Here is a 21,069-nt window from a genome sequence, read left to right as displayed (position 1 = left end):
GGGTGGTAGCGATCTCCGGTGCCCTAGCCTGCACCTCAACGCGCAGGGAGAGCAGACCGTTGAACCCGCTTTGCGGATTAATCCGCGGATTGTCCGGGCAGTTAACAATGACCCATTGGACACCCGATTGCGCCGGAGTCGTGATCGGGGTCGGGGCATGGCTAGCCCTTTGGGGCGGGAGGTTGCGGTCATGGGGCGTAGCCGGCCATGGATGGCCGGCTACGAGCTTACAGGGACGTACTTGCAGCGTACCCATGACCGCAACCTCCCGCCCCAAAGGGCGCCTGTACAAGGGTTACCGAAGGACCAGCCGACATAGACCTGCACCTTTCAGCACCCGTGGGATTCGCCGGCACCGCCCCAACAGGGGCCGATGTCTCTTCCAGTGCCGGCATCCCTGCTCCTCAGTCCGGAAAGTGCGTGTCCACCGCCGCTTCCAGGGTATCCCGCAGGTCGGGATCGTCGGTGATCGGGTGCACCAGCGCCATGCGGCAGGCAGCCCCGGGGGCGATGCCGCGGGCGATGAGTTGGCCGGCGTAGACCAGCAGCCGGGTGGAGATGCCCTCGTCCAGGCCGTGGCCCTTGAGGTTGCGTCCGCGCTGGCCCACCTGCACCAGGCGCTCGGCGGTGGTCCGGTCCACCCCCGCTTCGTGCACCAGGATCTCCGCCTCGGTCTCCGCCTCCGGGAAATCGAAGTGCAGGGCACCGAAGCGTTGTTTGGTGGAGGGCTTCAGGTCCTTCATCAGGTTCTGATAGCCCGGGTTGTAGGAGATGACGAGATGGAAGTCCGGATGGGCCTCCACCAGCTCGCCCTTCTTCTCCAGGGGCAGCACCCGCCGATGGTCGGTGAGCGGGTGGATCACCACCGTGGTGTCCTGACGGGCCTCCACCACCTCGTCCAGGTAGCAGATGGCGCCAATGCGGGCGGCCAGGGTCAGCGGCCCGTCCTGCCAGCGGGTGCCGTCGGCATCCAGCAGGTAACGGCCCACCAGATCGGCGGCGGTCATGTCCTCGTTGCAGGCCACGGTGACCAGCGGCCGCTGCAGCCGCCAGGCCATCCAGGAGACGAACCGTGACTTACCGCAACCGGTGGGGCCCTTGAGCATGACCGGCATCCGCGCGGCGTGCGCCGCCTCGAACAACTCGGTCTCGTCGCCCACCGGGCGGTAATAGGGTTCTTGCTTGACGGCGTATTGATCGGTATCGGTCATGGCGGTCTACCCGTTCTTCAGGCCGGCGTGGCGGGGAGGGACAGGGCGGGGTGGGCCCCCGCGCCTGGTGCAGGTCCCGGGCCCTCCCCGTGGGGCAATGCGCCGACGGTCAGCCGGGCGTTCCGCTCCAGGGGGAGGGCCTGAGGGACCCGCAGGGCATGACCGTTTACCGCGGCGTGGCGCGGTAAACGGTCATGGCGGCGCCCTGGGACTGGGCGTAGTTGTCGTAGCCGATCAGGCGGACATGGTTGTTGGGGTGCGCCTTGTGGCACGCCTCGGCCTCCGCCAGCACCCGGTCCACGTCGGTTTCGCCGAACATCGGCAGCTTCCACATATACCAGAAGTACATGTGCGCGTTCTCCGGCTCGCTGTGCTCAATGGCCGGGTTCCAGCCCTTCTCGATAATGTACTCCACCTGCCGGCGCAGTTCGTCATCGGTCATCGGCGGCAGGTACGAAAAGGTACCCAGCTTGCGGCTGGTCGGATCGGAGAGGCTGGACGGATAGTCTTGAACCTGACTCATGGGGTTCTCCTCCAAGTAATCGGTCGCTGTTTGCGTACTGTTGGGTATCGGCGGCTTAGCGGTGCGTCGTGTCCAGCTTGTCCACCGTCTCGAATTCGAACTTGATCTCCTTCCAGGTCTCCATGGCGATCTTCAGCTCGGGGCTGTGCTGGGCAGCGGCCTGCAGGATCTCCTTGCCTTCCCGCTCCAAGTTGCGGCCCTCGTTGCGCGCCTTGACGCAGGCCTCGAGCGCCACCCGGTTGGCCGCGGCGCCGGCCGCGTTGCCCCAAGGGTGGCCCAGGGTGCCGCCGCCGAACTGGAAGACGGCATCGTCGCCGAAGATGGAGACCAGCGCCGGCATGTGCCAGACGTGGATACCACCGGAGGCCACCGCGAAGACGCCGGGCATGGCGCCCCAGTCCTGATCGAAGAAGATGCCGCGGGCCCGGTCCTCGGGGATAAAGCGTTCACGCAGCAGGTCGATCCAGCCCTCGGTGGCGGCGCGGTCGCCCTCCAGCTTGCCCACCACGGTGCCGGTGTGCAGGTGGTCGCCGCCGCTCAGGCGCAGGGCCTTGGCCAGGACCCGGAAGTGGATGCCGTGGCGCGGGTTGCGGTCCATCACCGCGTGCATGGCGCGGTGGATGTGCAGCAGCATGCCGTTCTTGCGGCACCAGCGGGCGAGGCCGGTGTTGGCGCAGAAGCCGCCGGTGAGGAAGTCGTGCATGATGATCGGGGCACCGATCTCCTTGGCGAACTCCGCGCGCTCGTACATCTCCTCAGGCGAGGGGGCGGTGACGTTCAGGTAGTGGCCCTTGCGCTCGCCGGTCTCCTGCTGCGCCTTCTCGGTGGCCTCCTGGACGAACAGGAAGCGGTCGCGCCAGCGCATGAAGGGCTGGGAGTTGACGTTTTCGTCGTCCTTGGTGAAGTCCAGGCCACCGCGCAGGCACTCGTAGACCGCACGGCCATAGTTCTTGGCGGACAGACCGAGCTTGGGCTTGATGGTGCAGCCGAGCAGGCCGCGGCCGTACTTGTCCATCTTGTCCCGCTCCACCTGGATGCCGTGGGGCGGGCCGTTGCAGGTCATCACATAGGCCAGCGGGATGCGCACGTCCTCCAGGCGCAGGCTGCGCACGGCCTTGAAGCCGAAGACGTTGCCCACCAGGGAGGTGAAGACATTGACCACCGAGCTCTCTTCGAACAGGTCGATGGGGTAGGCAATAAAGGCGTAGAAGGCTTCGTCGTCGCCGGGCACGTCCTCGATCTTGTAGGCACGGCCCTTGTAATAATCCAGGTCCGTCAGCAGGTCCGTCCACACGGTGGTCCAGGTGCCGGTGGAGGACTCGGCGGCCACGGCGGCGGCGGCCTCCTCACGGGGCACGCCGGCCTGCGGCACGACCTTGAAACAGGCCAGGAAGTCACTGTCCTTGACCTGGTAGTCGGGCTCCCAATAGGTATCGCGATAATCTTTGACGCCTGCTGAATAGCTTTTGCTGGACATTGCCGGTTCTCCTCCAGGGTTCTTGCGGTTGCGGTCCGGGCGATCCCGTTTTCCCGCGTCCATGGCAGGATAACCCGGGCAAACCAAAAGAAAACTCAATCCTTCTGATTGAGGGCATAAGGAAAGTCTTATAAATTGACCCCATGAACGTCACACTTCGACAGCTGCGCGTCTTCGAATCGGTGGCCCGGCACCTGAGTTTCACCCGGGCCAGTGAGGAGCTGTTCCTCACCCAGCCGGCCGTCTCCATGCAAATCAAACAGTTGGAAAGCCAAGTCGGGCTGCCGCTGTTCGAACAGTTGGGCAAGCGCATCTATCTCACCGAGGCCGGCCGTGAGTTGGTGGGCTTCGCCCGGCGGATCATGCGCGAGCTGCGCGAGGCGCAACTGGTGATGGAGGAGCTGCAGGGGCTGAACCGGGGGCGCCTGGGCGTGGCCGTGGCTACCACGGCGAACTACTTCGCCACCCATCTGTTGGCGGCCTTCTCCCGTCGCAATCCCGGGGTCAGTTTCAGCCTGGATGTCACCAACCGCGAGGGGCTGTTGCGCCTGCTCATGGAGAATGAGCGTGACGTGGTGATCATGGGGCAGCCGCCGGAGGGGCAGGAGCTGGTGGCGGATGCCTTCATGGCCAACCCCCTGGTGGTCATCGCCAATCCCGACCATCCCTTGACCCGGGAGCACGACATCCCGCCCGAGCGCTTGCAAAACGAACTTTTCGTGGTGCGTGAGCGCGGCTCTGGTACGCGGGTGGCCATGGAGCGGTTCTTCGCCCGCCAGGGGGTGCAGCTGCAGTCCGAGATGGAGATGAGCAGCAACGAGGCCCTGAAGCAGGCGGTGCAGGCCGGGCTGGGCCTGGGTCTGGTCTCGCAACACACCCTGGCCATGGAGTTGAGTCTCGGCTGCCTGGCGATCCTGGACGTGGTCGGATTCCCGATCCAGCGCCAGTGGTACGTGGTGCATCGGGCGGGCAAGCGCCTCTCGCCGGTGGCCGCGGAGTTCCGCCGTTTCGTCCTGGAAGAGGCCGAGGACCACTGGCAGTTGCCCCAGCAGCCCACCGATAGCAGCGCCTGAGCGGCGCCACCCCGGGACCAATTGCCGCACCCGGCTTCCGCTGGGGGCTGCGATAATGCCTCCAGCCGGCAGGTCTGCCGCGGCCGGCCAAGCTATTGATAGAAAGGTTTTTTTACCCGTCCCCGGGAAGGTCTCCGGGGTCTCCCGGGAGGGCCCTTTATCGTTATGATAACCAATCCTTAATTGAATCCCGGCGCGCCGCTGTCCGCATAATCGGGCCAACCGATTCCGGGGCCGCGCCGGTATTCGCGACCCGGAAGCATGAGGAGAGAGCCATGACTGATTATAAGATCGCACCGTCCATTCTGTCCGCCGATTTTGCCCGCCTGGGGGAGGAGGTGGATAACGTCCTGTCCGCCGGGGCCGACATGGTGCATTTCGATGTCATGGACAATCATTATGTCCCCAACCTCACCATCGGGCCGCTGGTCTGCGAAGCGCTGCGCAAGCACGGGGTGACCGCGCCCATCGACGTCCACCTGATGATCAAGCCGGTGGACCGGATCATCCCCGATTTTGCCGAGGCGGGTGCTAATTACATCACGTTCCACCCGGAGGCCAGCGAGCATGTCGACCGTAGTCTGCAACTGGTGCGCGATTGCGGCTGCAAGGCCGGACTGGTGTTCAACCCGGCCACGCCGCTCGATGTCCTGAAATACGTGATGGAGAAGGTGGATATGGTGCTGCTGATGTCGGTGAACCCGGGCTTTGGCGGGCAGAAGTTTATCCCGGGCACCCTGGACAAACTGCGCGAGGCGCGGGCACTGATTGATGCCTCGGGCCGGGACATCCGCCTGGAGGTGGATGGCGGGGTGAAGGTGGACAACATCCGCGCGGTGGCCGAGGCGGGGGCCGATACCTTCGTGGCCGGCTCAGCGATCTTCGGGACGGACGATTACCGGAAAACCATCGAAAGCATGCGGGCGGAACTGGCCCAGGCCGAGCGGCCCGGGCCCACCGCCTCATAAACCAGACCGGGTGTGACCGTTCCGTAGAGGCGGCGCGCCCCGGCGTCAGGAGGAGTCAAGCATGTCCAGAAAATATCCCATCATCGCCGTGACCGGGTCCTCGGGAGCGGGGACCAGTACTGTCAAGGATGCGTTCGAGCACATCTTCCATCGTGAGCATGTGGCACCCTGCATCGTCGAGGGTGACAGTTTTCACCGGTATAACCGGCAGGAGATGAAGCAGGCGATCAAGCAGGCCAACGAAGATGGGCGCAATCTCAGCCATTTTGGCCCGGAAGCGAACCTGTTCGACAAGCTCGAGTCCACCTTCCGCGAGTACTCGGAGACCGGCAGCTGTGAGCGGCGCTACTATGTGCACAATGACGAGGAGGCCGAGCACCGCGGGGTGGCCCCGGGCGAGTTCACCGCCTGGGAGCGGGTGGAATCGGGTACCGATCTGCTCTTCTACGAGGGGCTGCACGGCGGGGTCGTCACCGAGGAGGTGGATGTGGCCCGGTGGGTGGACTTGCTGATCGGGGTGGTGCCTATCGTCAACCTCGAGTGGATCCAGAAGATCCACCGCGACCAGGCGGAGCGGGGCTACGCGGCGGAGAAGACCGTGGACACCATCCTGCGCCGGATGGAGGACTATGTCACCTGCCTGACGCCGCAGTTCTCGCGCACCGACATCAACTTCCAGCGCGTGCCCACGGTGGACACCTCCAACCCCTTCATCGCGCGGGATATCCCCACGCACGATGAGAGTTTCGTGGTGATCCGCTTCCGCAAGCCGGAGAAGTTCGGGATCGACTTCCCCTACCTGCTGAACATGATCAAGGACTCCTTCATGTCTCGGCGCAACACCATCGTGGTGCCGGGGGGCAAGATGGGGTTCGCCATGGAGCTGATCCTCACCCCCATCATCCACGATCTGGTGGAGCGACGCACCCGCCTGACCTGATTGTGGCGCTGGCAGGTCATGGCAGGCGGCCCGTCATCATGGCGGGCCGTTTGCGTTATCGGGCCTGGACCTCACCGAGAAAGCGGTCGAAACAGGCGCAGAGCCAGGGGATGGTCTCGTTGAGATCGTGCCCGGCATTCAGCACATGCAGCCGGGCCCGGTGTTCCCGTGCCAGCCGAATGCCGTTGTCCACCGGCACGATGTCGTCATTCCAGCCGTGGACCACGGTCATCTGCCGGGCCTGGCAGTGGGGCTGCGCCGGGTAGCCCGGCAGGTAGAGGGCGGGGGCCAGCAGGAACAGCCCGTCCACGGGGATGGTGGCGGCGGCCACGGCCGAGACATAACCGCCCATGCTGGAGCCGACCAGCACCAGCGGCCGGGACCGCGCCTGCGGTGCCAGTGCCAGTAGCTGGCGCACCCGCTCATCGGGGTCATGGGTGTGGCTGTAGTCGGGGCTTTCCACCTGGAAGCCGGCGGCGCGGGCCACCTCCGCCAGGGCGGTGATCTTGCGGCCCCAGGGGCCGGATTCCTTGCCGTGGGCGAAGAATACCGTGGGTGGGGATGATGCCATGCCTTCCTCCAAGTCCCGTGGGCCGCCCCGGCACCCATCGTCCGGCCGCTAGCGGTTGGTCAATCGCAGTTCGATGCGCCGGTTGCGGGCCCAGGCCTCCGGGGTGTCGCGGTCGTCCACCGGATGGTATTCGGCGAAGCCGGCGGCGGCCAGCCGTTCCGGCGGGATGCCCTGGTCCATCAGGTAGCGCACGATGGTCTGGGCGCGGGCGGTGGAGAGCTCCCAGTTGGACGGGAACTCGGCGGTGCGGATGGGGCGGCGATCGGTGTGGCCCTCCACTTGCAGGACCCAGTCCAGGTCGTCCGGGATGCGCCCGCGCAATTCGTGCAGGGTGGTGGCCAGCCCCTCGAGCTGCTCCCGGCCCTCGCCACCGAGATCCGCCGAGGCGGTAGCGAACAGCAGCTCGGACTGGAACAGAAAGCGGTCGCCCTCAATCCGGATGTCCGGGTGATCACCCAGTACCTCGCGCAGCCGACCAAAGAACTCCGAGCGATAGCGGGCCAGTTCCTGCACCCGCTCCGCCAGCGCCAGATTGAGGCGCTGGCCGAGATCGCGGATCTCGGCGCGCTGGGCCGCGGCGGTGGCCTCGCTGAGGTCGAGTGCCTCGGACAGGGCGGTGAGCTGCTCTCTCAGGGCGATGATCTGCCGGTGCAGCCGGTCGATGCGGGCGGCCTGTTCGTCGGTGAGGGCGCGCTCGCGGGCCAGGTCCGCCTCGCGGCCGGCCAGCCGGTCCCGAAGCTCCGCGCGGCGCGCCGCCGCCTCGTCCAGGGCCTCCTCCTGATCGGCCAGACTGTCCTCGAGGGCGGCCTGCTGTGCCTCCAGGGTGCTGACCCGGGCGCGTGCCTGATCGCGCTCGGCGAGGGTGGCGACCAGCCGGGCCTCCAGCTCGGCCAGCTCCTCCTCCACCCCGGCACGCTCCTCCCGTTCCAGGGCGATGATCTCGGTGAGGGCGTCGATATCGGCCTGCAGCCGTGCCAACGCCGCCTCGCGCCCGGACAGGGCGTCGCTGAGGACGTACTGGGCCACCATGAACAGCGACAGCACGAAGACGAACAGCAGCAGCAGGGTGGCCAGGGCGTCCACGTAGCCCGGCCAGATGTTCAGCCCCCGGCGTCGGCGGCGGGTGTCCTCAAGCATCGCGGCCTCCGGCCCCGCGGCTGCCGGCCAGGGTGCGAGCCAGCAGCCGGATCTCGCTGCGCAGCTCATCGGTCAGTTGGGTGCGGTGGGTGGGCATGTCCTCCAGCAGCCGCATCAGGCAGGTGTCCATGTTGCGCAGGTGGTGCATGAGCGTCTCATCGACGTGGCCGTGGCGCTGGTCCTCAGCGCGTTGCATGGTCCGCTGCAGCTTGTCCAGGCTGTCGGCGGTCTGCTCCAGCAGGGCCTCGATGTAGGCCGGGACTGCCTGCTCGCCGTCGGCCACCGTGCCACCGGTGCTGACGTAGCCGGAGAGCCACTCCTCCAACTCGTTGTAGAAGCGGTTCTGGGCGTGGCCGGTCTGCAGGTCGACAAAGCCGAGCACCAGGGCGCCGCCGAGCCCGAACAGCGAGGAGCTGAAGGCGGTGCCCATGCCGGCAAGCGGCTCCTGCAGACCATCGCGCAGCGCGGCAAACAGGGACGCCGCCTCCTGGCCCTCCGGCGACAGCCCGGCGAGTACCGAGCCGATGGCCCCCAGGGTGTCGAGCAGGCCCCAGAAGGTGCCCAGCAGACCGAGAAAGATCAGCAGCCCGATGAAGTAGCGGGAGAGGTCGCGGCTGTCGTCCAGGCGGCCACGCACGCCGTCCAGCAGGGTGCGCGCAGCCAGCGTGGAGAGCCGTGGCCGCTCCCCGCGCCGGCTCATGGTGTGGCGCAGGGCCTGCAACGGGCTGGCGCGCGGGCCCGGACCCTGGTCCGAATAGCCCTGACGCATGCCGTCCACCCAGCGGGCCTCGGGGGCCAGGATGACCACTTGGCGCACGTTGATGGCCAACCCCACCAAGAGGGCCATCAGGATCATGCCGTTGAACACCGGGTTGGCGAGCAAGGCATCCAGCAACGGGACCCAGAGCAGCGCACAGACGGCGCCCACCGCCACAATGAATAGGGCCATCCAGTTGAGTACGCGGGTGGGAGGTGTCATCAGCGGGGCTCCTGGTTAACCATTCCGCCACAACGTAGCGGGATTCGGTCGGCGAAAAAAGTACTTGAGAGCGCGGTTTACCGCCGCGCCATCCGAATGGATGACTTCAGCCACAGGGGGGGCTTGTGGGAGAATAGCGACTGAAGATGAACAGGAGTTGACCCGTGACCAAGCTGCCGCCCGAACCCTCGCTGCCGCCGCAGCCGGAGAAGCCCGACCCCTCCGAGTGCTGTGGCAGCGGCTGTATCCCCTGCATCATGGATCTGTACGAGGAGAAGCTCGCCGAGTGGGGCGAGGAAGTGGCACGGATCAAGGCCGAGCATGAGCGGGCCGTGCGCCGCGCCCGTGAGGCCGGGGGGGTGGATGCATGAGCGCTTATCCCCGGACCCGCATGCGGCGGCTGCGCGCCGACGCCTTCTCCCGCCGGCTGGTGCGGGAGACACGGCTGAGTGTGGATCAGTTGATCCTGCCGCTGTTCGTGCTCGAGGGTGACGATCGTCGCGAGGCGGTGGCCTCCATGCCCGGGGTGGAGCGGCGCTCCATCGACCTGACCCTGCGCCACCTGGAGGAGATCGTCGGGTTGGGGATCCCGGCGGTGGCGCTGTTCCCGGTCATCCCGCCGGAGCACAAGAGTGAGGATGCCCGTGAGGCGGCCAATCCGGTGGGCCTGGCTCCGCGGGCCGTGCGCGCCATCAAGGAGCACTTCCCCGAGCTCGGTGTGATCACCGACGTCGCCCTAGACCCCTACACCAGCCACGGTCAGGACGGGCTGATCGACGAGGAGGGCTACGTCCTCAACGACGAGACGGTGGAGGTGCTGGTCCGCCAGGCGCTCTGCCATGCCGATGCCGGTGCCGACGTGGTGGCGCCCTCCGATATGATGGACGGACGCATCGGCGCCATCCGCGACGCGCTGGAGGCGCATGAGCACCGCAATGTGCGCATCCTGTCCTACGCCGCCAAGTATGCCTCCAGCTTCTACGGCCCCTTCCGGGATGCCGTGGGCTCGGCCTCGGCGCTGAAGGGTGCGGGCAAGCAGACCTATCAGATGGATCCGGCCAACAGCGACGAGGCCCTGCACGAGGTGGCCCTGGATCTGGATGAGGGCGCCGATATGGTGATGATCAAGCCGGGGCTGCCCTATCTGGATATCATCCGCCGGGTGCGGGATGAGTTCGGGGTGCCGACCCTGGCCTACCAGGTGAGCGGCGAGTACGCCATGCTCAAGGCCGCGGCACAGAACGGCTGGCTGGACGAGCGGGCCTGTGTGCTCGAGGCATTGACCAGCCTCGTGCGCGCCGGTGCCCACGGTATCCTTACCTACCATGCGGAGGCGGCGGCGCGCTGGTTGCAGAAGGGGGCTTAGCGGCGATCAGCCCAAGCTCTACTTTATCAAGCGCTTTCCCCTGCTGTAGTATTCAAGGCCCGGCAGACACCCGGAATCCGGGCCCATGAAAAGCTACTTCTCATCCATCTTTGGGCGCTCGCCTGTCAGCCCCCTGCAGCACCATATGGCCAAGGTGCTGGATTGTGCCGAGGCGCTGGTGCCCCTTTTCAAGGCGGTCTCCGAGGGCGACTACAACGCCGTGGCCACGGCCCAGCAGCGGGTCACCGACCTTGAACGCGAGGCCGACGCCCTTAAGAAGGAACTGCGCAACAAACTGCCCCACAGCATGTTCATGCCTTTCGACCGAGCCGACTTCCTCGAACTGCTGCGTGCCCAGGACCGCATCGCCAACAAGGCCAAGGACATCGCCGGCCTGGTGCTGGGTCGCAAAATGCAGCTCCCGGAGCCGCTGGTCGATCCCTTCATGGATTTTCTCAACCGCGCCATCGATGCCTCCCGCCAGGCCAAGAACACCGTGGACCAGCTGGACGAGCTGGTGGAGACCGGTTTCCGCGGCGCCGAGGTGGAGGTGGTGCAGGAAATGCTCGACAAGCTGGACGCCATCGAGCATGACACCGACCGTATGCAGGTCCAGCTGCGCAGCCTGCTGCAGAAGCTGGAGCCACGCATCCCCCCCGTCGATGTCATGTTCCTCTACCAACTGATCGAACGGGTGGGGACCCTGGCGGACCGGGCCCAGCAGACCGGAAGCCGACTGCAAATCCTGATGGCCCGCTGAGGGAGCGCCAGCCACGCATGGAATACGGTGTCGTATACCTGGTGTTGGCCGCCGCCTTCGGGCTGTTCATGGCCTGGGGCATCGGGGCGAACGATGTGGCCAACGCCATGGCGCCCTCCGTGGGCTCGAAGGTGCTCACTATCCGCCAGGCGGTGGTGGTGGCGGCGATCTTCGAGTTCGCGGGGGCCGTCCTGGCCGGGGGTGAAGTCACCGCCACGGTGCGCAGCGGCATTGTCGACGCCGGCCTGATGGAGGACTCGCCGGAGGTGCTGGTCTTCGGCATGCTGGCGGCCCTGGCGGCCGCCGGTACCTGGCTGCTGGTGGCCTCGAAGAAGGGCTGGCCGGTCTCCACCACCCACTCGATCATCGGCGCGCTGGTCGGTTTCGCCATCGCCGCTGTCGGCTGGAGCGCCGTGCAGTGGGGGGTGGTGGGCACCGTGGTGGCGAGTTGGGTGGTGTCGCCGGTGCTGGCGGGTATCGCCAGTTTCCTGCTCTTCCGCAGTGTCCAGTACCTGGTCTTTGACACCCCCGATCCGCTCCGCGCGGCCCGCGTCTGGGTGCCGGTCTACATCGGCCTGACGGGCTTTGTCATCGCCTCGGTCACCCTGCTCAAGGGCCTGGGTCATCTGGGGCTGGAGATCAGCGAGGCGCAGAGCTATGGCTACTCACTGTTCTTCGCCGTGGCACTGTGGCTGGTGGGCAAGGGCTTGGTGGCGCGCATCGGGGTCGACCCCAGCGCCGATCGGGATTTCCACTTCGCCTCGGTGGAGCGGGTCTTCGGTGTGCTGATGGTGGTGGTGGCCTGTGCCATGGCCTTCGCCCACGGCTCCAACGATGTCGCCAACGCCATCGGGCCGGTGGCGGCGGTGGTCAGTGTGGTGACCAGTGATGGCGACGTAACGGCCCAGGCCGAGCTGCCCCTGTGGATCCTGCTGCTGGGCGGTGGTGGCATCGTCGCCGGCCTGTTTATGCTGGGCCACCACGTGATCGCCACGGTGGGCAGCAATATCACCCAGCTCACCCCCAGCCGGGGCTTCGCCTGCGGTCTGGCCACCGCCGGCACGGTGGTCTTCGCCTCCGGTTTCGGCCTGCCCATCTCCACCACCCAGACCCTGGTGGGCGCGGTGCTCGGTATCGGCCTCGCCCGCGGTATTGCGGCGCTGAACCTGCGCGTGGTGGGTGGTGTGTTCATGTCCTGGCTGGTGACCCTGCCGGCGGGCGGCATCCTGGCGGTCTTCTTCTTCTATCTGCTGATGCTGGCCTTTGGCGGCTGACCCGGGGCCTGTCCTGGCCACTGGCGCATCGCGGCCGCGGTCCGGTTACAATCCCTGGCGCAACTATGCCAGCCCGGGAGTGGTTATGACGGACCGTTATGCCGTGATGGGCAACCCCATCGAGCACAGCAAGTCGCCCGAGATCCACCGGATGTTCGCCGAGCAGACCGGCCAGGCCATCGCCTACGAGCGGATGCGGGTGCCGCTGGAGGGCTTCGAGCCGGCGGTGCGCGCCTTCTTCGCCAGCGGCGGGAAGGGGCTGAACATCACCGTCCCCTTCAAGGAGCAGGCTTGGGTCCTGGTCGACCGGCGCGCGCCCCGTGCCGAGCGGGCCGGGGCAGTGAACACCCTGCTGGCGGAGGCCGGCCGGCTGGTGGGGGACAACACCGACGGCACCGGTCTGGTGCGGGATCTGACCGTGAACCACGGTGCCGCGCTGCAGGGACGGCGGGTGCTGGTCATTGGCGCGGGCGGTGCGGTGCGCGGGGTGCTGCCGGCCCTGCTGCCCGAGGCGCCCGGTGAGGTGGTGATCGCCAACCGCACGGTGGCGCGGGCGGAGGCCCTGGTGGAGCTCTTCGCCGACCAGGGCCGGTTGTCCGCGGTGGGGTTCGACCGCCTGCAAGGGCCTTTCGACGTGGTGATCAACGGCACCTCCGCCGGGCTGGCCGGTGAGCTGCCGCCGCTGCCCGACGATCTGCTGGCGCCGGGCGCCACCTGCTACGACATGGTCTACGGGGATCAGCCCACCCCCTTCGTGCGCTGGGCCCGGGCGCACGGCGCCGCAATGGCGGTGGATGGCCTGGGCATGCTGGTCGAGCAGGCTGCGGAGTCCTTTCTGATCTGGCGCGGGGTGCGTCCGGAGAGCGCACCGGTGATTGCGGCGTTGCGGCCCGAGTGATGCGCACCCTGATCACCGGCGGCATCCGCTCGGGAAAGAGCCGCTACGCCGAGCAGCTGGCCCGGGGCTGCGGGTGGCCGGTGACCTACCTGGCCACCGCCCGCCAGAGCGATGATACCGAGATGGCCGAGCGGATCCGCCGCCACCGGGAGCGCCGCCCCCCCGAGTGGCGCTCCCTGGAAGTGCCGGAGGCGCTGGCCGAGGGCCTTGGCCAGGCCGCCGGCGAAGGGCGTTGCCTGCTGGTGGACTGCCTGAACCTGTGGGTCTCCAACCTGCTGCTGGCCGGCGAGGCGCGCTTGGCCACCGAGCAGGCGCGGCTGCTGGAGGTGCTGCCCACGCTGCCGGGCCGGATCATCCTGGTCAGCAACGAGGTGGGCATGGGCCTGGTCCCCCCCAACCCCCTGGGCCGGCGCTTCTGTGATGCCCTGGGGGAGCTCAATCAGGCGGTTGCGGCCCGCTGCGAACAGGTGGTGTTCACGGTGGCGGGCCAGCCCCTGACCATTAAGTAAACCCGGCCTCCTGGAAGGTGGCCATCTCCCGGTAGAGCGCGCAGGCCATGCGCAGCAGCGGGACGGCGGCCGCAGCCCCGGTGCCCTCGCCCAGGCGCATCCCCAGGTCGAGCAGCCCCTCGGCCGCCAGCGTCTGGAGCAGGCGGGTGTGGCCGGGTTCGGCGGAGTGGTGGCCAAAATGCAGCCAGTCCCGCACGCCCGGGTTCAGCCGCACCGCCGTCAGCGCCGCCACCGTGGCGATAAACCCGTCCACCAGCACGGGGCTGCGGGCCTGGGCCGCGGCGATGAAGGCACCGGTGAGGCCGGCGATCTCCAGCCCGCCCACCCGGCGCAGGGCCTCCAGCGGCGACGCCAGGTGGGGCCCATGCCGGTGCAGGGCCTGATCGATGACCGCCCGCTTCCGCTCCACCCCCGCCGCGTCCAGCCCGGTGCCCGGGCCGGCCAGCTCGCTGCCCAGCCCCAGCAGGGCCCCGCCCAGCGCGGCGGCCGCCGTGGTGTTGCCGATTCCCATCTCGCCGCCAATGAACAGGTCGCAGTCGCCGGCCCGCCGGAAGGCCCGCCGCCCCTCCTCCAGAGCCGCGGCGACGGTCTCCCGGTCCATCGCCGGCCCGGTTCGCATGTTCGCCGTGCCGCGCGCCAGTCGGGCGTCCACCACGGCCGGCAGGGCGGGCAGGGGTTCGAGGGTGCCGAGGTTGATGACCTCCAGCCCCGCCCCCAGTTGGCGCGCCAGCACGGCGATGGCCGCATCGCCGGCGGAGAAGCGCCGTACCATACCCGCGGTCACGGCCTGCGGGACGCTGGAGATTGCCTCGGCGCAGACGCCGTGGTCGGCGGCGAAGACGCTGATATGGACCCGCTCCACCTGGGGTTCGGGCCGGCCCTGCTGGGCAGCCAGCGTTGCGGCTAGCGCCTCCAGCCGGCCCAGCGAGCCGGGCGGCTTGATCAGGGTGTCCAGCCGGCGCCGGGCGCGCGCCGCCAGGGCGGTGTCGGGTCGTGGCGGTGGGGTGTGCCACCAGGGCGTGTCGCTCATTGCGCTGTGGACTCCTTCAGTGGGGTATGAAGATGGGCACACCGCCCACCTGGCCGCGGGCCAGGCGCTGGCCGTAAAGCCGTTCCAGCGCCTCCGGGACCAGCATACGGTCGGTGGCGCCCCAGCAGGCCTGGCCATCGGGGTAGAGGAGCAGCAGGTGGTCGCAGTGGCGGGCGGCCAGGTTGACGTCGTGCAGGGAGAGCACGGCGGCGCCGTCCCGGGCCACTTCCTCGTGGATCAGGGCCAGCACCCGGGACTGGTGGTGCAGATCCAGGTGGTTGGTGGGTTCGTCCAGCAGGTAGAGCTCCGGGGTCTGGGTGAGGGCGGTGGCGATGGCCAGGCGCTGGCGTTCACCGCCGGAGAGGGTGGCGATCAGCCGGTGCTCCAGGTGCGCCAGGTCCACCCGCGCCAGCGCCCCGCGGGCGATGGCCAGGTCCTCGGGGGATTCCACATCCCAGGCACGCAGGTAGGGATGACGGCCGATCAGCGCCGTCTCCAGCACCGTGGCGGGAAAGCCGTCGTGGTGGTCCTGGAAGACCAGGGCCATCCGCCGGGCCACGGCCTGACGGCCCAGCTCGGCCAGCCGGGTGCCCGCCAGGCGTACGCTGCCCCGGCGCGGCGCGCGCAGCCCGGCCAGGGTGTGCAGCAGTGTGGTCTTGCCGACCCCGTTGGGGCCGAGGATCCCCCAGCACTGACCGGGGTGCACGGCCAGGTCCAGCGGTTCGCCCGACTCGCGCTCGGGGATGTGGATGACCAGATCGTGCAGGCTCAGCAGCGGCGTGGCCATGTCAGCGGCTCCGGTGCAGCAGGTAGAGGAAGACAGGTACACCGAGCATCGCGGTGATCACCCCCACCGGCAGTTGCTCCGGGGCGATGAGGGTGCGCGCCAGGGTGTCGGCCAGGGTGAGCAGTATGCCCCCGGCCAGGGCCGACGCCGGGAGGATGATCCGCTGGTCGTTGCCCAGCACCAGGCGCAGCATGTGCGGGACGATCAGGCCCACAAAGCCGACGCTGCCGGCCACGGTGACGGCGGTGGCCGTGAGCAGGGAGGCGGCCAGGTAGACCGTCCACTCCAGGGGGCGGACCCGCACGCCCAGGGCGGCCGCCTGCAGGCTGCCCCGGGCGAGCACGTTGAGGCTGCGGCCCAGCGGCCAGGCGCAGAGCAGGGCGAACACCAGCACCCCCAGGGGCACCCGGGGATCGCGGGCGTGGGAGAGGTCGCCCATCAGCCAGAAAAGCATGCCGGGCAGCTCCTGGGTGGGGCTGAGGGCGAGGATGAAATTGATGCTGGCGCCCCAGCCGGCGGCCACCACCACGCCGGTCAGCAACAAGCGGGTGGGGGTCCAGCTGCCGGTGCCGTGAGCGAGCCCGAAGACCAGCAGGGTGGAGGCCAGTGCACCGGCGAAGGCGGCGCCGGAGACCAGCGCCATGCCGAGGCCGGCCAGCATGGCCAGCAGGGCGCCCACGGCCGCGCCACCGGAAAGGCCCAGGACATAGGGGTCGGCCAGCGGGTTGCGCAGCAGCACCTGCATCAACGCCCCGGCCACTGCCAGCAGGCCGCCGGTGGCGAAGGCGGCCAGGGCGCGGGGCAGGCGCAGTTCCCGAACCAGGGTGTTGTGCAGCGGCAGCCCCTCGCCGCGCAGCCCGGCCCAGACCTCGGCCGGCGTCAACGCCACGCTGCCCACCGCGATGGCCAGCAACAGGCTGGCCAGGCCGGCGCACCCCAGGACGGCCACGATGGCGGGCAGTCGGGTCACTGCCAGCTACTCCGGCCGGCGCCCACGGGCGGTCTCCAGCGCCTCGCAGAGCAGCCGCGTGCCCTCGAGGATGCGCGGCGTGTGGCGCTGGAGCAGCGAGGGGGGGATGAAGAAGAGGTTGTCGCGCTGTACCGCCGTACTCGCCGGCCAGGCCCGCCACTCGTCCACCCAGTCCTCGCGCTCCTCGCCCATGCCGCTGGCCAGGATGGCCTCCGGGTCAGCGCCGAGCACGCTCTCGCGGTCCACCTTGGGGGTCAGGCGGTCACTGTCGCCAAAGACATTCCACCCGCCGCAGAGGGCGATGGCCTCGCCAATCAGGTGCTCGTCGTTCACGGTCATCAGCGGCTGATCCCAGATCTGGTAGTAGAGCGAGACCCGGTCGCGGTCAGCATACTGCCGGCGCAGCGCCGCCACCTCATCCCGAAACCCGTCGGCCGCCTCCGCCCCGGCCTGTTCCCGGCCGGCGAGCCGGCCCAGGCGCTCCAGGGCCCGGGCCACGTCCTCGAAGCGGCGCGGTTCGCTGACGTAGACCGTCAGCCCGAGGGCCTCCAGGCGTTCCACGTGGGCGCGGGGGTTGCCGCTGCGCCAGGCCACCACCAGGTCGGGCGCCTTGGCGAGCACGCGCTCCACGTCGATGCGGTTGTAACCGCCCACCCGGGGGATGGCCTCGGCCTCCGGCGGGTAATCGCTGAAGTTGACCGTGCCGACGATGAGTGCCCCGGCGCCGACGGCAAAGAGCTGTTCGGTGATGTGGGGGGCCAGGCTGATGATGCGGGGCTCGGCGGCCTGGACACAGATCTCCCGCTCCAGGTCGTCGCGTACGCAGCGGGGTTCGGCAGCGGGCCCTTGCGCTGCGCCAGTGGCCGCCCATAGCAAGAGGGCCAGGCCGGCCAGCAGTCCGGGCAGGCGGCGGCGACGTGCGGGTGTGGCGGTATCGGGCATGACTCGGGCTCCCTCGGCGTCGCCCTCCGCGACGCGTGGTATGGCGCACCCAGGCCGGTCTCCGGGCTGATGAGCCGGGGTGGTGGGGACCCCGAAGCGGCCGCCTTCCCGTGCCGGGGCACAGTGGCGTGGTGGCCGTTTCCGCTCAATCACCGTTGCGGGGGCAGCGTCGGACTGGCACCGACTTCCCGTTTCATCCCGGCGCAGGGGCCGGGAAACCTGGGGCGGGAGCGCAGACGCTAGCAATCGCCGCGGGGGCCGTCAACGTGGTGCAGGGGCTCGCCCCCTTCCCGGTCCGGGCTGGCGGCCCGCAGCGCCGCCTCCAGCCGCCGCCAGTCGTGGCTCTGGCCGGGGAGTCCGAAGCGGAGCGCCGAGGGCTCGGCGAAGTGTCGGGTGAGGATGCCCCGGGCGGCCAGGGCCCCGTGCAGGGTGGCGGCCCGGGGGTGGGGGCAGTACTGGAACAGCCCGGTGCCGCCCGCCGGCGGCAGGCCATGGTGGGCCAGGCAATCGGCCAGCCGTTGGGCCGCCCCGGCCAGACGGTAACGCTGTGCCACCTGCCATGGCCGGTCCGCCAGGGCGCGGGCCATCACCCAGCGGGCGGGGTGGCTGACGGCCCAGGGGCCCAGCTCGGCGTCCAGCCGGGCGCAGAGGGCGCGGGGGCCGAAGACCAGTCCGGCGCGCAGGCCGGCCAGACCGAAGAACTTGCCGAGCGAGCGCAGCACCAGCAGGCCCTCCGAGCCGGTGAGGGTGGCCAGGCTGGCTACTGGCTCGGTATCGATGAAGGCCTCGTCCACCACCAGCAACCCGCTACGGGCCGCCAGTTGCCGGTGCCAGGCCGCCAATCGTCCCGCCGGGGTGCGCCGGCCGGTGGGGTTGTTGGGGTTGATCCAGACCAGCACGTCCAGCGTCTCCAGTGGCGGTGCCACCGAATCGTGGGGTAGGGGGATGACGTGGTGGCCGGCCTGCCGCCAACAATGGGCGTGTTCGGCGTAGCCGGGGTGCGGCACGCCCACCCGCGATGGCGGCAGGCAGTGGGGCAGGCGTTGAATGACCGCCTGGGTGCCGGGGACCGGCAGGCAGCCGGCCTGCTCCGGCGCGCCGGCCCAGGTGCGGGCAATGTCCGGCAACCCGTCGGGCTCCGGCAACCGCTGCCAGACGGGGGTGGGTATCGCAGGGACCGGCCACGACCAGGGGCTGATGCCGGTGGAGAGATCCAGCCAGTCGGCCGGGGGGCGGCCCCACGCGCTCGCCGCCGCCCTCAGCCCGCCGCCGTGGTCAGGTGCCATGCCATACCTCCCAGGGTGATCAGGACCAGCCAGAGCACCAGCGTGCGTTGCACGAGGCGGGTGGCGCGGCGGATGTCGCCGGGGTTGGCGGGCCGCCCTTGGCCCAGCACCGGGCGCGCCTTCAGCCGGCCCCGGTAACGGCTGGGGCCACCCAGCCGCAGCCCCAGGGCGCCAGCCCCCGCGGCCATCACCGGGCCGGCGTTGGGGCTCTCCCAGCGGCCGGCCTGCTCGCGCCAGCAGTGCAGGGCCCGGCGGGTGTCGCCGCACAGGGCGTACCCCGCCGCGGTGAGCCGGGCGGGGACCCAGTTGAGCAGGTCATCCAGGCGCGCCGCCGTCCATCCGAAGGCGTTGAACCGGGCGGTACGGTAACCCCACATGGCATCCAGGGTGTTGATCAGCCGATGGGCCACCGCGCCGGCCGGTCCGGCGAGCAGAAACCAGAACAGGCTGGCAAAACCGGCGTCGGCGCCGTTCTCCAGCGCCGACTCCACCGCTGCGCCGGAGGCCCCGGTCGCATCCAGCGTCCCGGTGTCGCGGCTCACCACGCCCGCCAGCGCCTCCCGCGCCGATGCCAGCCGATCGTCCTCCAGTGGGGCCTGTATGGCCCGGGCGTGCTCGTCCAGGCTGCGCAGCCCCAGCGCCAGGTAAAGGAGGCCGGCGCTGATCAGCCAGGACCCCTGGGCCAGCCAGGCCAGGGCCGTGGTCAGGGGCAGCACCAGCAGCGCCAGGGCCAGCGCGCCCTTGACCTGGCGCGCACCGCCCCGGTTCAGGCCCCGCTCCAGCGCGACGGCAACGCGCCCGAAGCCCACCAGCGGGTGCCAGCGGCGCGGCTCGCCCAGCAGGCGGTCCAGCACCACCGCCAACAGCAGGGCAGCCAGGGGATCGGGGATGGGGGCGGTCTGGAGCATGGGCCGCAGTGTATCCTATGCGCCCAACCTGCTGACCGGGAGCACGACCTTGCACCAGCAACCCTTGTTCGTGGACCTGCTGCGCCACGGCGAGCCGGAAGGGGGCCGGAAGTATCGCGGCCGCCTGGACGATCCGCTGTCCGCGACCGGGTGGCGGCAGCTGCGCCGGGCGGTGGCTGTTGCCGGCCCCTGGGATGCGGTGATCAGCTCGCCGCTGTGCCGCTGTGCCGACTTTGCCCGCGACTACAGCACCCACCAGGGCCTGCCGTTGTACCTGGAGCCCGATTTCCGAGAGATCGACTTCGGCGAATGGGAGGGTTGGGAGCCCGCGGCCCTGTTCGAGGCCCAGGGCGACCGCCTCACCGCCTTCTGGCGCGACCCGCGCCGCCATCCACCGCCGGGGGGTGAGACCCTGGATGCGCTGCATGGGCGTCTGGCGAGGGGGTGGCGCCGGTGGCTGGACGAGCCGCCGGGGGAACGGCTGCTGGTGGTCTGCCATGGCGGGGCCATCCGGGTGCTGCTGGCCGAGGCACTGGGTCTCGATCCGGCCCCCCTGCTCGGCCGTATTCACGTGCCCTACGCCTGTCTGACCCGCCTGCGGGTGGACTGGATCGACGGCAACCCGGTCGCCACCCTGCTGGCCCACGGCTGTGCGGTGGACGAGGGGTGAGACCATGACCACGGCGGTGCGCGGCCTGCTGCTGGCCCTGGCCTTCCTCACCCGGCTGCCGGTTTGGTGGCTGGGCCCGCCCCGGCGTGAGGATCACGCCGCCTCGCTGCCCGCCTATCCGGTGGTGGGTCTGATTCTGGGCATCCTGCTGCTGGCCCTATACGCCCTGCTGCAATGGTTCTTTCCGGATCAGTTCGTGGTTCAGGCGGCCCTGCTGGTGGCTGCCTGGGCGCTGGTTACCGGCCTGCTGCATCTGGACGGCTTGGGTGACAGCGCCGACGCCTGGTTGGGCGGCCACGGTGACCGGCTGCGCAGCCTGGAGATCATGAAAGACCCGCGCAGCGGACCGGCGGCGGTGGCGGTGATCACGCTGGCGCTGGTGGTCAAGGTGGCGGCGCTGGCGGCCCTGCTGCGCCTGGATGCGGCGCTGGCCGCGCTGTTGATCGCGCCGGTGCTGGGGCGTGCCGCGGCCGCGTTGCTGATCGCGGGCACGCCCTACGCCCGCAAGCAGGGGCTAGCCGGACCGCTCGCCGAGGCGCCCGCCACAAGGTGGATCGGGCTCACGGCGCTGGGTGCGCTGCTTTTCGTTACCGCGCTGGCCGGCTGGGCGGGGCTGGCGGCCGTGCTGGGGGTGGTGGCGGTGGGGGTGTGGGCCCAGCACCTGATGATGCGCCGCCTCGATGGCTTCACCGGCGATACCGCCGGTGCCCTCGTCGAGGTGGCGGAACTGGCGGCCCTGTTGGGGCTACTGGCGGTGCTCGCGAACAGCGCTGGCTGATGCCGCCCCGGT

The 21,069-nt window shown here is 69.4% G+C and carries 23 protein-coding genes and 1 riboswitch; of the genes, 11 read left to right on the top strand and 12 right to left on the bottom strand.

Annotated elements, in window-relative coordinates; genetic code table 11:
* Window positions 1-404: 404 nt before the first annotated feature.
* From MLG_RS14350 to MLG_RS14340, 3 genes are all read right to left on the bottom strand, one after another.
* Window positions 405-1,211 (bottom strand): CbbQ/NirQ/NorQ/GpvN family protein, encoded by an 807-nt coding sequence (locus MLG_RS14350; RefSeq protein WP_011630571.1) that lies wholly within the window; start codon window positions 1,209-1,211, stop codon window positions 405-407.
* A 166-nt stretch (window positions 1,212-1,377) separates the two neighbouring features.
* The gene (locus tag MLG_RS14345) at window positions 1,378-1,734 is read right to left on the bottom strand and encodes a ribulose bisphosphate carboxylase small subunit (RefSeq protein ID WP_011630570.1); all 357 of its coding nucleotides are present in this window, start codon (window positions 1,732-1,734) and stop codon (window positions 1,378-1,380) included.
* 55 nt (window positions 1,735-1,789) lie between these two features.
* Window positions 1,790-3,211 (bottom strand): form I ribulose bisphosphate carboxylase large subunit, encoded by a 1,422-nt coding sequence (locus MLG_RS14340; RefSeq protein ID WP_011630569.1) that lies wholly within the window; start codon window positions 3,209-3,211, stop codon window positions 1,790-1,792.
* Between the two features lie 143 nt (window positions 3,212-3,354).
* Between MLG_RS14340 and MLG_RS14335 the strand changes: the two genes are divergently transcribed.
* The 3 genes from MLG_RS14335 to MLG_RS14325 all read left to right on the top strand — a co-directional run bounded on the left by MLG_RS14335 (window position 3,355) and on the right by MLG_RS14325 (window position 6,192).
* Entirely contained in the window at window positions 3,355-4,284 is a 930-nt protein-coding gene (locus MLG_RS14335; RefSeq protein WP_011630568.1) for a LysR family transcriptional regulator, read from the top strand.
* A gap of 275 nt (window positions 4,285-4,559) precedes the next feature.
* Complete coding sequence (gene rpe, locus MLG_RS14330; protein WP_011630567.1) at window positions 4,560-5,252, top strand: ribulose-phosphate 3-epimerase; 693 nt, start codon at window positions 4,560-4,562, stop codon at window positions 5,250-5,252.
* A 61-nt stretch (window positions 5,253-5,313) separates the two neighbouring features.
* Window positions 5,314-6,192, top strand: coding sequence for a phosphoribulokinase (locus MLG_RS14325; protein ID WP_011630566.1), 879 nt, complete (start codon window positions 5,314-5,316; stop codon window positions 6,190-6,192).
* A gap of 55 nt (window positions 6,193-6,247) precedes the next feature.
* On the opposite strand, the gene MLG_RS14320 is transcribed toward MLG_RS14325, so the two are convergent.
* From MLG_RS14320 to MLG_RS14310, 3 genes are read right to left on the bottom strand one after another with little or no spacing between them, the layout of a single operon-like run.
* Window positions 6,248-6,763, bottom strand: coding sequence for an alpha/beta hydrolase (locus MLG_RS14320; protein ID WP_011630565.1), 516 nt, complete (start codon window positions 6,761-6,763; stop codon window positions 6,248-6,250).
* A gap of 48 nt (window positions 6,764-6,811) precedes the next feature.
* Window positions 6,812-7,900 carry a peptidoglycan -binding protein gene (locus MLG_RS14315; protein ID WP_011630564.1) on the bottom strand — a complete coding sequence of 363 codons (1,089 nt, stop codon included), beginning with the start codon at window positions 7,898-7,900 and terminating at the stop codon, window positions 6,812-6,814.
* On the bottom strand, window positions 7,893-8,879 hold the full coding sequence (locus MLG_RS14310; RefSeq protein ID WP_011630563.1) for a hypothetical protein: 987 nt from the start codon (window positions 8,877-8,879) through the stop codon (window positions 7,893-7,895). Before MLG_RS14310 ends, MLG_RS14315 begins: the two co-directional genes overlap by 8 nt.
* Window positions 8,880-9,043: 164 nt before the next feature.
* On the opposite strand from MLG_RS14310, the gene MLG_RS14305 reads away from it, so the two are divergent.
* The 6 genes from MLG_RS14305 to cobU all read left to right on the top strand — a co-directional run bounded on the left by MLG_RS14305 (window position 9,044) and on the right by cobU (window position 13,686).
* On the top strand, window positions 9,044-9,250 hold the full coding sequence (locus MLG_RS14305) for an oxidoreductase-like domain-containing protein (RefSeq protein WP_011630562.1): 207 nt from the start codon (window positions 9,044-9,046) through the stop codon (window positions 9,248-9,250).
* Window positions 9,247-10,245 carry a porphobilinogen synthase gene (gene hemB, locus MLG_RS14300; protein WP_011630561.1) on the top strand — a complete coding sequence of 333 codons (999 nt, stop codon included), beginning with the start codon at window positions 9,247-9,249 and terminating at the stop codon, window positions 10,243-10,245. The genes MLG_RS14305 and hemB overlap by 4 nt, the downstream gene beginning before the upstream one ends.
* Window positions 10,246-10,330: 85 nt before the next feature.
* A complete protein-coding gene (locus tag MLG_RS14295; protein ID WP_011630560.1) occupies window positions 10,331-11,005 on the top strand; it encodes a TIGR00153 family protein in 675 nt (224 codons plus the stop codon).
* 17 nt (window positions 11,006-11,022) lie between these two features.
* Window positions 11,023-12,279 carry an inorganic phosphate transporter gene (locus MLG_RS14290; RefSeq protein WP_011630559.1) on the top strand — a complete coding sequence of 419 codons (1,257 nt, stop codon included), beginning with the start codon at window positions 11,023-11,025 and terminating at the stop codon, window positions 12,277-12,279.
* Window positions 12,280-12,364: 85 nt separating this feature from the next.
* A complete protein-coding gene (aroE, locus tag MLG_RS14285; RefSeq protein ID WP_011630558.1) occupies window positions 12,365-13,177 on the top strand; it encodes a shikimate dehydrogenase in 813 nt (270 codons plus the stop codon).
* Window positions 13,177-13,686 (top strand): bifunctional adenosylcobinamide kinase/adenosylcobinamide-phosphate guanylyltransferase, encoded by a 510-nt coding sequence (cobU, locus tag MLG_RS14280; RefSeq protein ID WP_011630557.1) that lies wholly within the window; start codon window positions 13,177-13,179, stop codon window positions 13,684-13,686. The genes aroE and cobU overlap by 1 nt, the downstream gene beginning before the upstream one ends.
* Here the strand turns inward: cobU and cobT are convergent.
* The 6 genes from cobT to cbiB all read right to left on the bottom strand — a co-directional run bounded on the left by cobT (window position 13,679) and on the right by cbiB (window position 19,609).
* Window positions 13,679-14,716 carry a nicotinate-nucleotide--dimethylbenzimidazole phosphoribosyltransferase gene (gene cobT, locus MLG_RS14275; RefSeq protein WP_011630556.1) on the bottom strand — a complete coding sequence of 346 codons (1,038 nt, stop codon included), beginning with the start codon at window positions 14,714-14,716 and terminating at the stop codon, window positions 13,679-13,681. The two genes, cobU and cobT, sit on opposite strands and share 8 nt — an antisense overlap.
* Before the next feature lie 16 nt (window positions 14,717-14,732).
* Window positions 14,733-15,503, bottom strand: a complete 771-nt coding sequence (locus tag MLG_RS14270) for an ABC transporter ATP-binding protein (protein ID WP_011630555.1) — start codon at window positions 15,501-15,503, stop codon at window positions 14,733-14,735.
* A gap of 1 nt (window position 15,504) precedes the next feature.
* Window positions 15,505-16,473, bottom strand: a complete 969-nt coding sequence (locus MLG_RS14265; RefSeq protein ID WP_011630554.1) for a FecCD family ABC transporter permease — start codon at window positions 16,471-16,473, stop codon at window positions 15,505-15,507.
* A gap of 6 nt (window positions 16,474-16,479) precedes the next feature.
* The gene (locus MLG_RS14260) at window positions 16,480-17,415 is read right to left on the bottom strand and encodes a cobalamin-binding protein (RefSeq protein WP_011630553.1); all 936 of its coding nucleotides are present in this window, start codon (window positions 17,413-17,415) and stop codon (window positions 16,480-16,482) included.
* A 35-nt stretch (window positions 17,416-17,450) separates the two neighbouring features.
* Window positions 17,451-17,653: riboswitch (cobalamin riboswitch) on the bottom strand.
* 1 nt (window position 17,654) lies between these two features.
* Window positions 17,655-18,701 (bottom strand): threonine-phosphate decarboxylase CobD, encoded by a 1,047-nt coding sequence (cobD, locus tag MLG_RS14255; RefSeq protein ID WP_011630552.1) that lies wholly within the window; start codon window positions 18,699-18,701, stop codon window positions 17,655-17,657.
* Window positions 18,674-19,609 (bottom strand): adenosylcobinamide-phosphate synthase CbiB, encoded by a 936-nt coding sequence (gene cbiB / locus MLG_RS14250; RefSeq protein WP_011630551.1) that lies wholly within the window; start codon window positions 19,607-19,609, stop codon window positions 18,674-18,676. Before cbiB ends, cobD begins: the two co-directional genes overlap by 28 nt.
* Before the next feature lie 49 nt (window positions 19,610-19,658).
* Here cbiB and MLG_RS14245 point away from each other — a divergent pair, with 49 nt between their 5' ends.
* Window positions 19,659-20,279: a histidine phosphatase family protein gene (locus MLG_RS14245; RefSeq protein WP_011630550.1), complete on the top strand. Its 621-nt coding sequence runs from the start codon at window positions 19,659-19,661 to the stop codon at window positions 20,277-20,279.
* 4 nt (window positions 20,280-20,283) lie between these two features.
* Entirely contained in the window at window positions 20,284-21,057 is a 774-nt protein-coding gene (locus MLG_RS14240; RefSeq protein WP_011630549.1) for an adenosylcobinamide-GDP ribazoletransferase, read from the top strand.
* Window positions 21,058-21,069 lie beyond the last annotated feature (12 nt).

Source organism: Alkalilimnicola ehrlichii MLHE-1, assembly GCF_000014785.1.
In the GTDB taxonomy this organism is placed as follows: Bacteria; Pseudomonadota; Gammaproteobacteria; order Nitrococcales; family Halorhodospiraceae; genus Alkalilimnicola; species Alkalilimnicola ehrlichii.
The sequence above is the reverse complement of the archived record's forward strand: the minus strand, read 5'-3'. Positions and strand labels throughout refer to the sequence as shown.

Coding starts and splice junctions, on each gene's coding strand:
- MLG_RS14350 (WP_011630571.1), bottom strand. CDS start 1,211: ATGACCGATACCGATCAATACGCCGTCAAGCAAGAACCCTATTACCGC.
- MLG_RS14345 (WP_011630570.1), bottom strand. CDS start 1,734: ATGAGTCAGGTTCAAGACTATCCGTCCAGCCTCTCCGATCCGACCAGC.
- MLG_RS14340 (WP_011630569.1), bottom strand. CDS start 3,211: ATGTCCAGCAAAAGCTATTCAGCAGGCGTCAAAGATTATCGCGATACC.
- MLG_RS14335 (WP_011630568.1), top strand. CDS start 3,355: ATGAACGTCACACTTCGACAGCTGCGCGTCTTCGAATCGGTGGCCCGG.
- rpe (WP_011630567.1), top strand. CDS start 4,560: ATGACTGATTATAAGATCGCACCGTCCATTCTGTCCGCCGATTTTGCC.
- MLG_RS14325 (WP_011630566.1), top strand. CDS start 5,314: ATGTCCAGAAAATATCCCATCATCGCCGTGACCGGGTCCTCGGGAGCG.
- MLG_RS14320 (WP_011630565.1), bottom strand. CDS start 6,763: ATGGCATCATCCCCACCCACGGTATTCTTCGCCCACGGCAAGGAATCC.
- MLG_RS14315 (WP_011630564.1), bottom strand. CDS start 7,900: ATGCTTGAGGACACCCGCCGCCGACGCCGGGGGCTGAACATCTGGCCG.
- MLG_RS14310 (WP_011630563.1), bottom strand. CDS start 8,879: ATGACACCTCCCACCCGCGTACTCAACTGGATGGCCCTATTCATTGTG.
- hemB (WP_011630561.1), top strand. CDS start 9,247: ATGAGCGCTTATCCCCGGACCCGCATGCGGCGGCTGCGCGCCGACGCC.
- MLG_RS14295 (WP_011630560.1), top strand. CDS start 10,331: ATGAAAAGCTACTTCTCATCCATCTTTGGGCGCTCGCCTGTCAGCCCC.
- MLG_RS14290 (WP_011630559.1), top strand. CDS start 11,023: ATGGAATACGGTGTCGTATACCTGGTGTTGGCCGCCGCCTTCGGGCTG.
- aroE (WP_011630558.1), top strand. CDS start 12,365: ATGACGGACCGTTATGCCGTGATGGGCAACCCCATCGAGCACAGCAAG.
- cobU (WP_011630557.1), top strand. CDS start 13,177: ATGCGCACCCTGATCACCGGCGGCATCCGCTCGGGAAAGAGCCGCTAC.
- cobT (WP_011630556.1), bottom strand. CDS start 14,716: ATGAGCGACACGCCCTGGTGGCACACCCCACCGCCACGACCCGACACC.
- MLG_RS14270 (WP_011630555.1), bottom strand. CDS start 15,503: ATGGCCACGCCGCTGCTGAGCCTGCACGATCTGGTCATCCACATCCCC.
- MLG_RS14260 (WP_011630553.1), bottom strand. CDS start 17,415: ATGCCCGATACCGCCACACCCGCACGTCGCCGCCGCCTGCCCGGACTG.
- cobD (WP_011630552.1), bottom strand. CDS start 18,701: ATGGCACCTGACCACGGCGGCGGGCTGAGGGCGGCGGCGAGCGCGTGG.
- cbiB (WP_011630551.1), bottom strand. CDS start 19,609: ATGCTCCAGACCGCCCCCATCCCCGATCCCCTGGCTGCCCTGCTGTTG.
- MLG_RS14240 (WP_011630549.1), top strand. CDS start 20,284: ATGACCACGGCGGTGCGCGGCCTGCTGCTGGCCCTGGCCTTCCTCACC.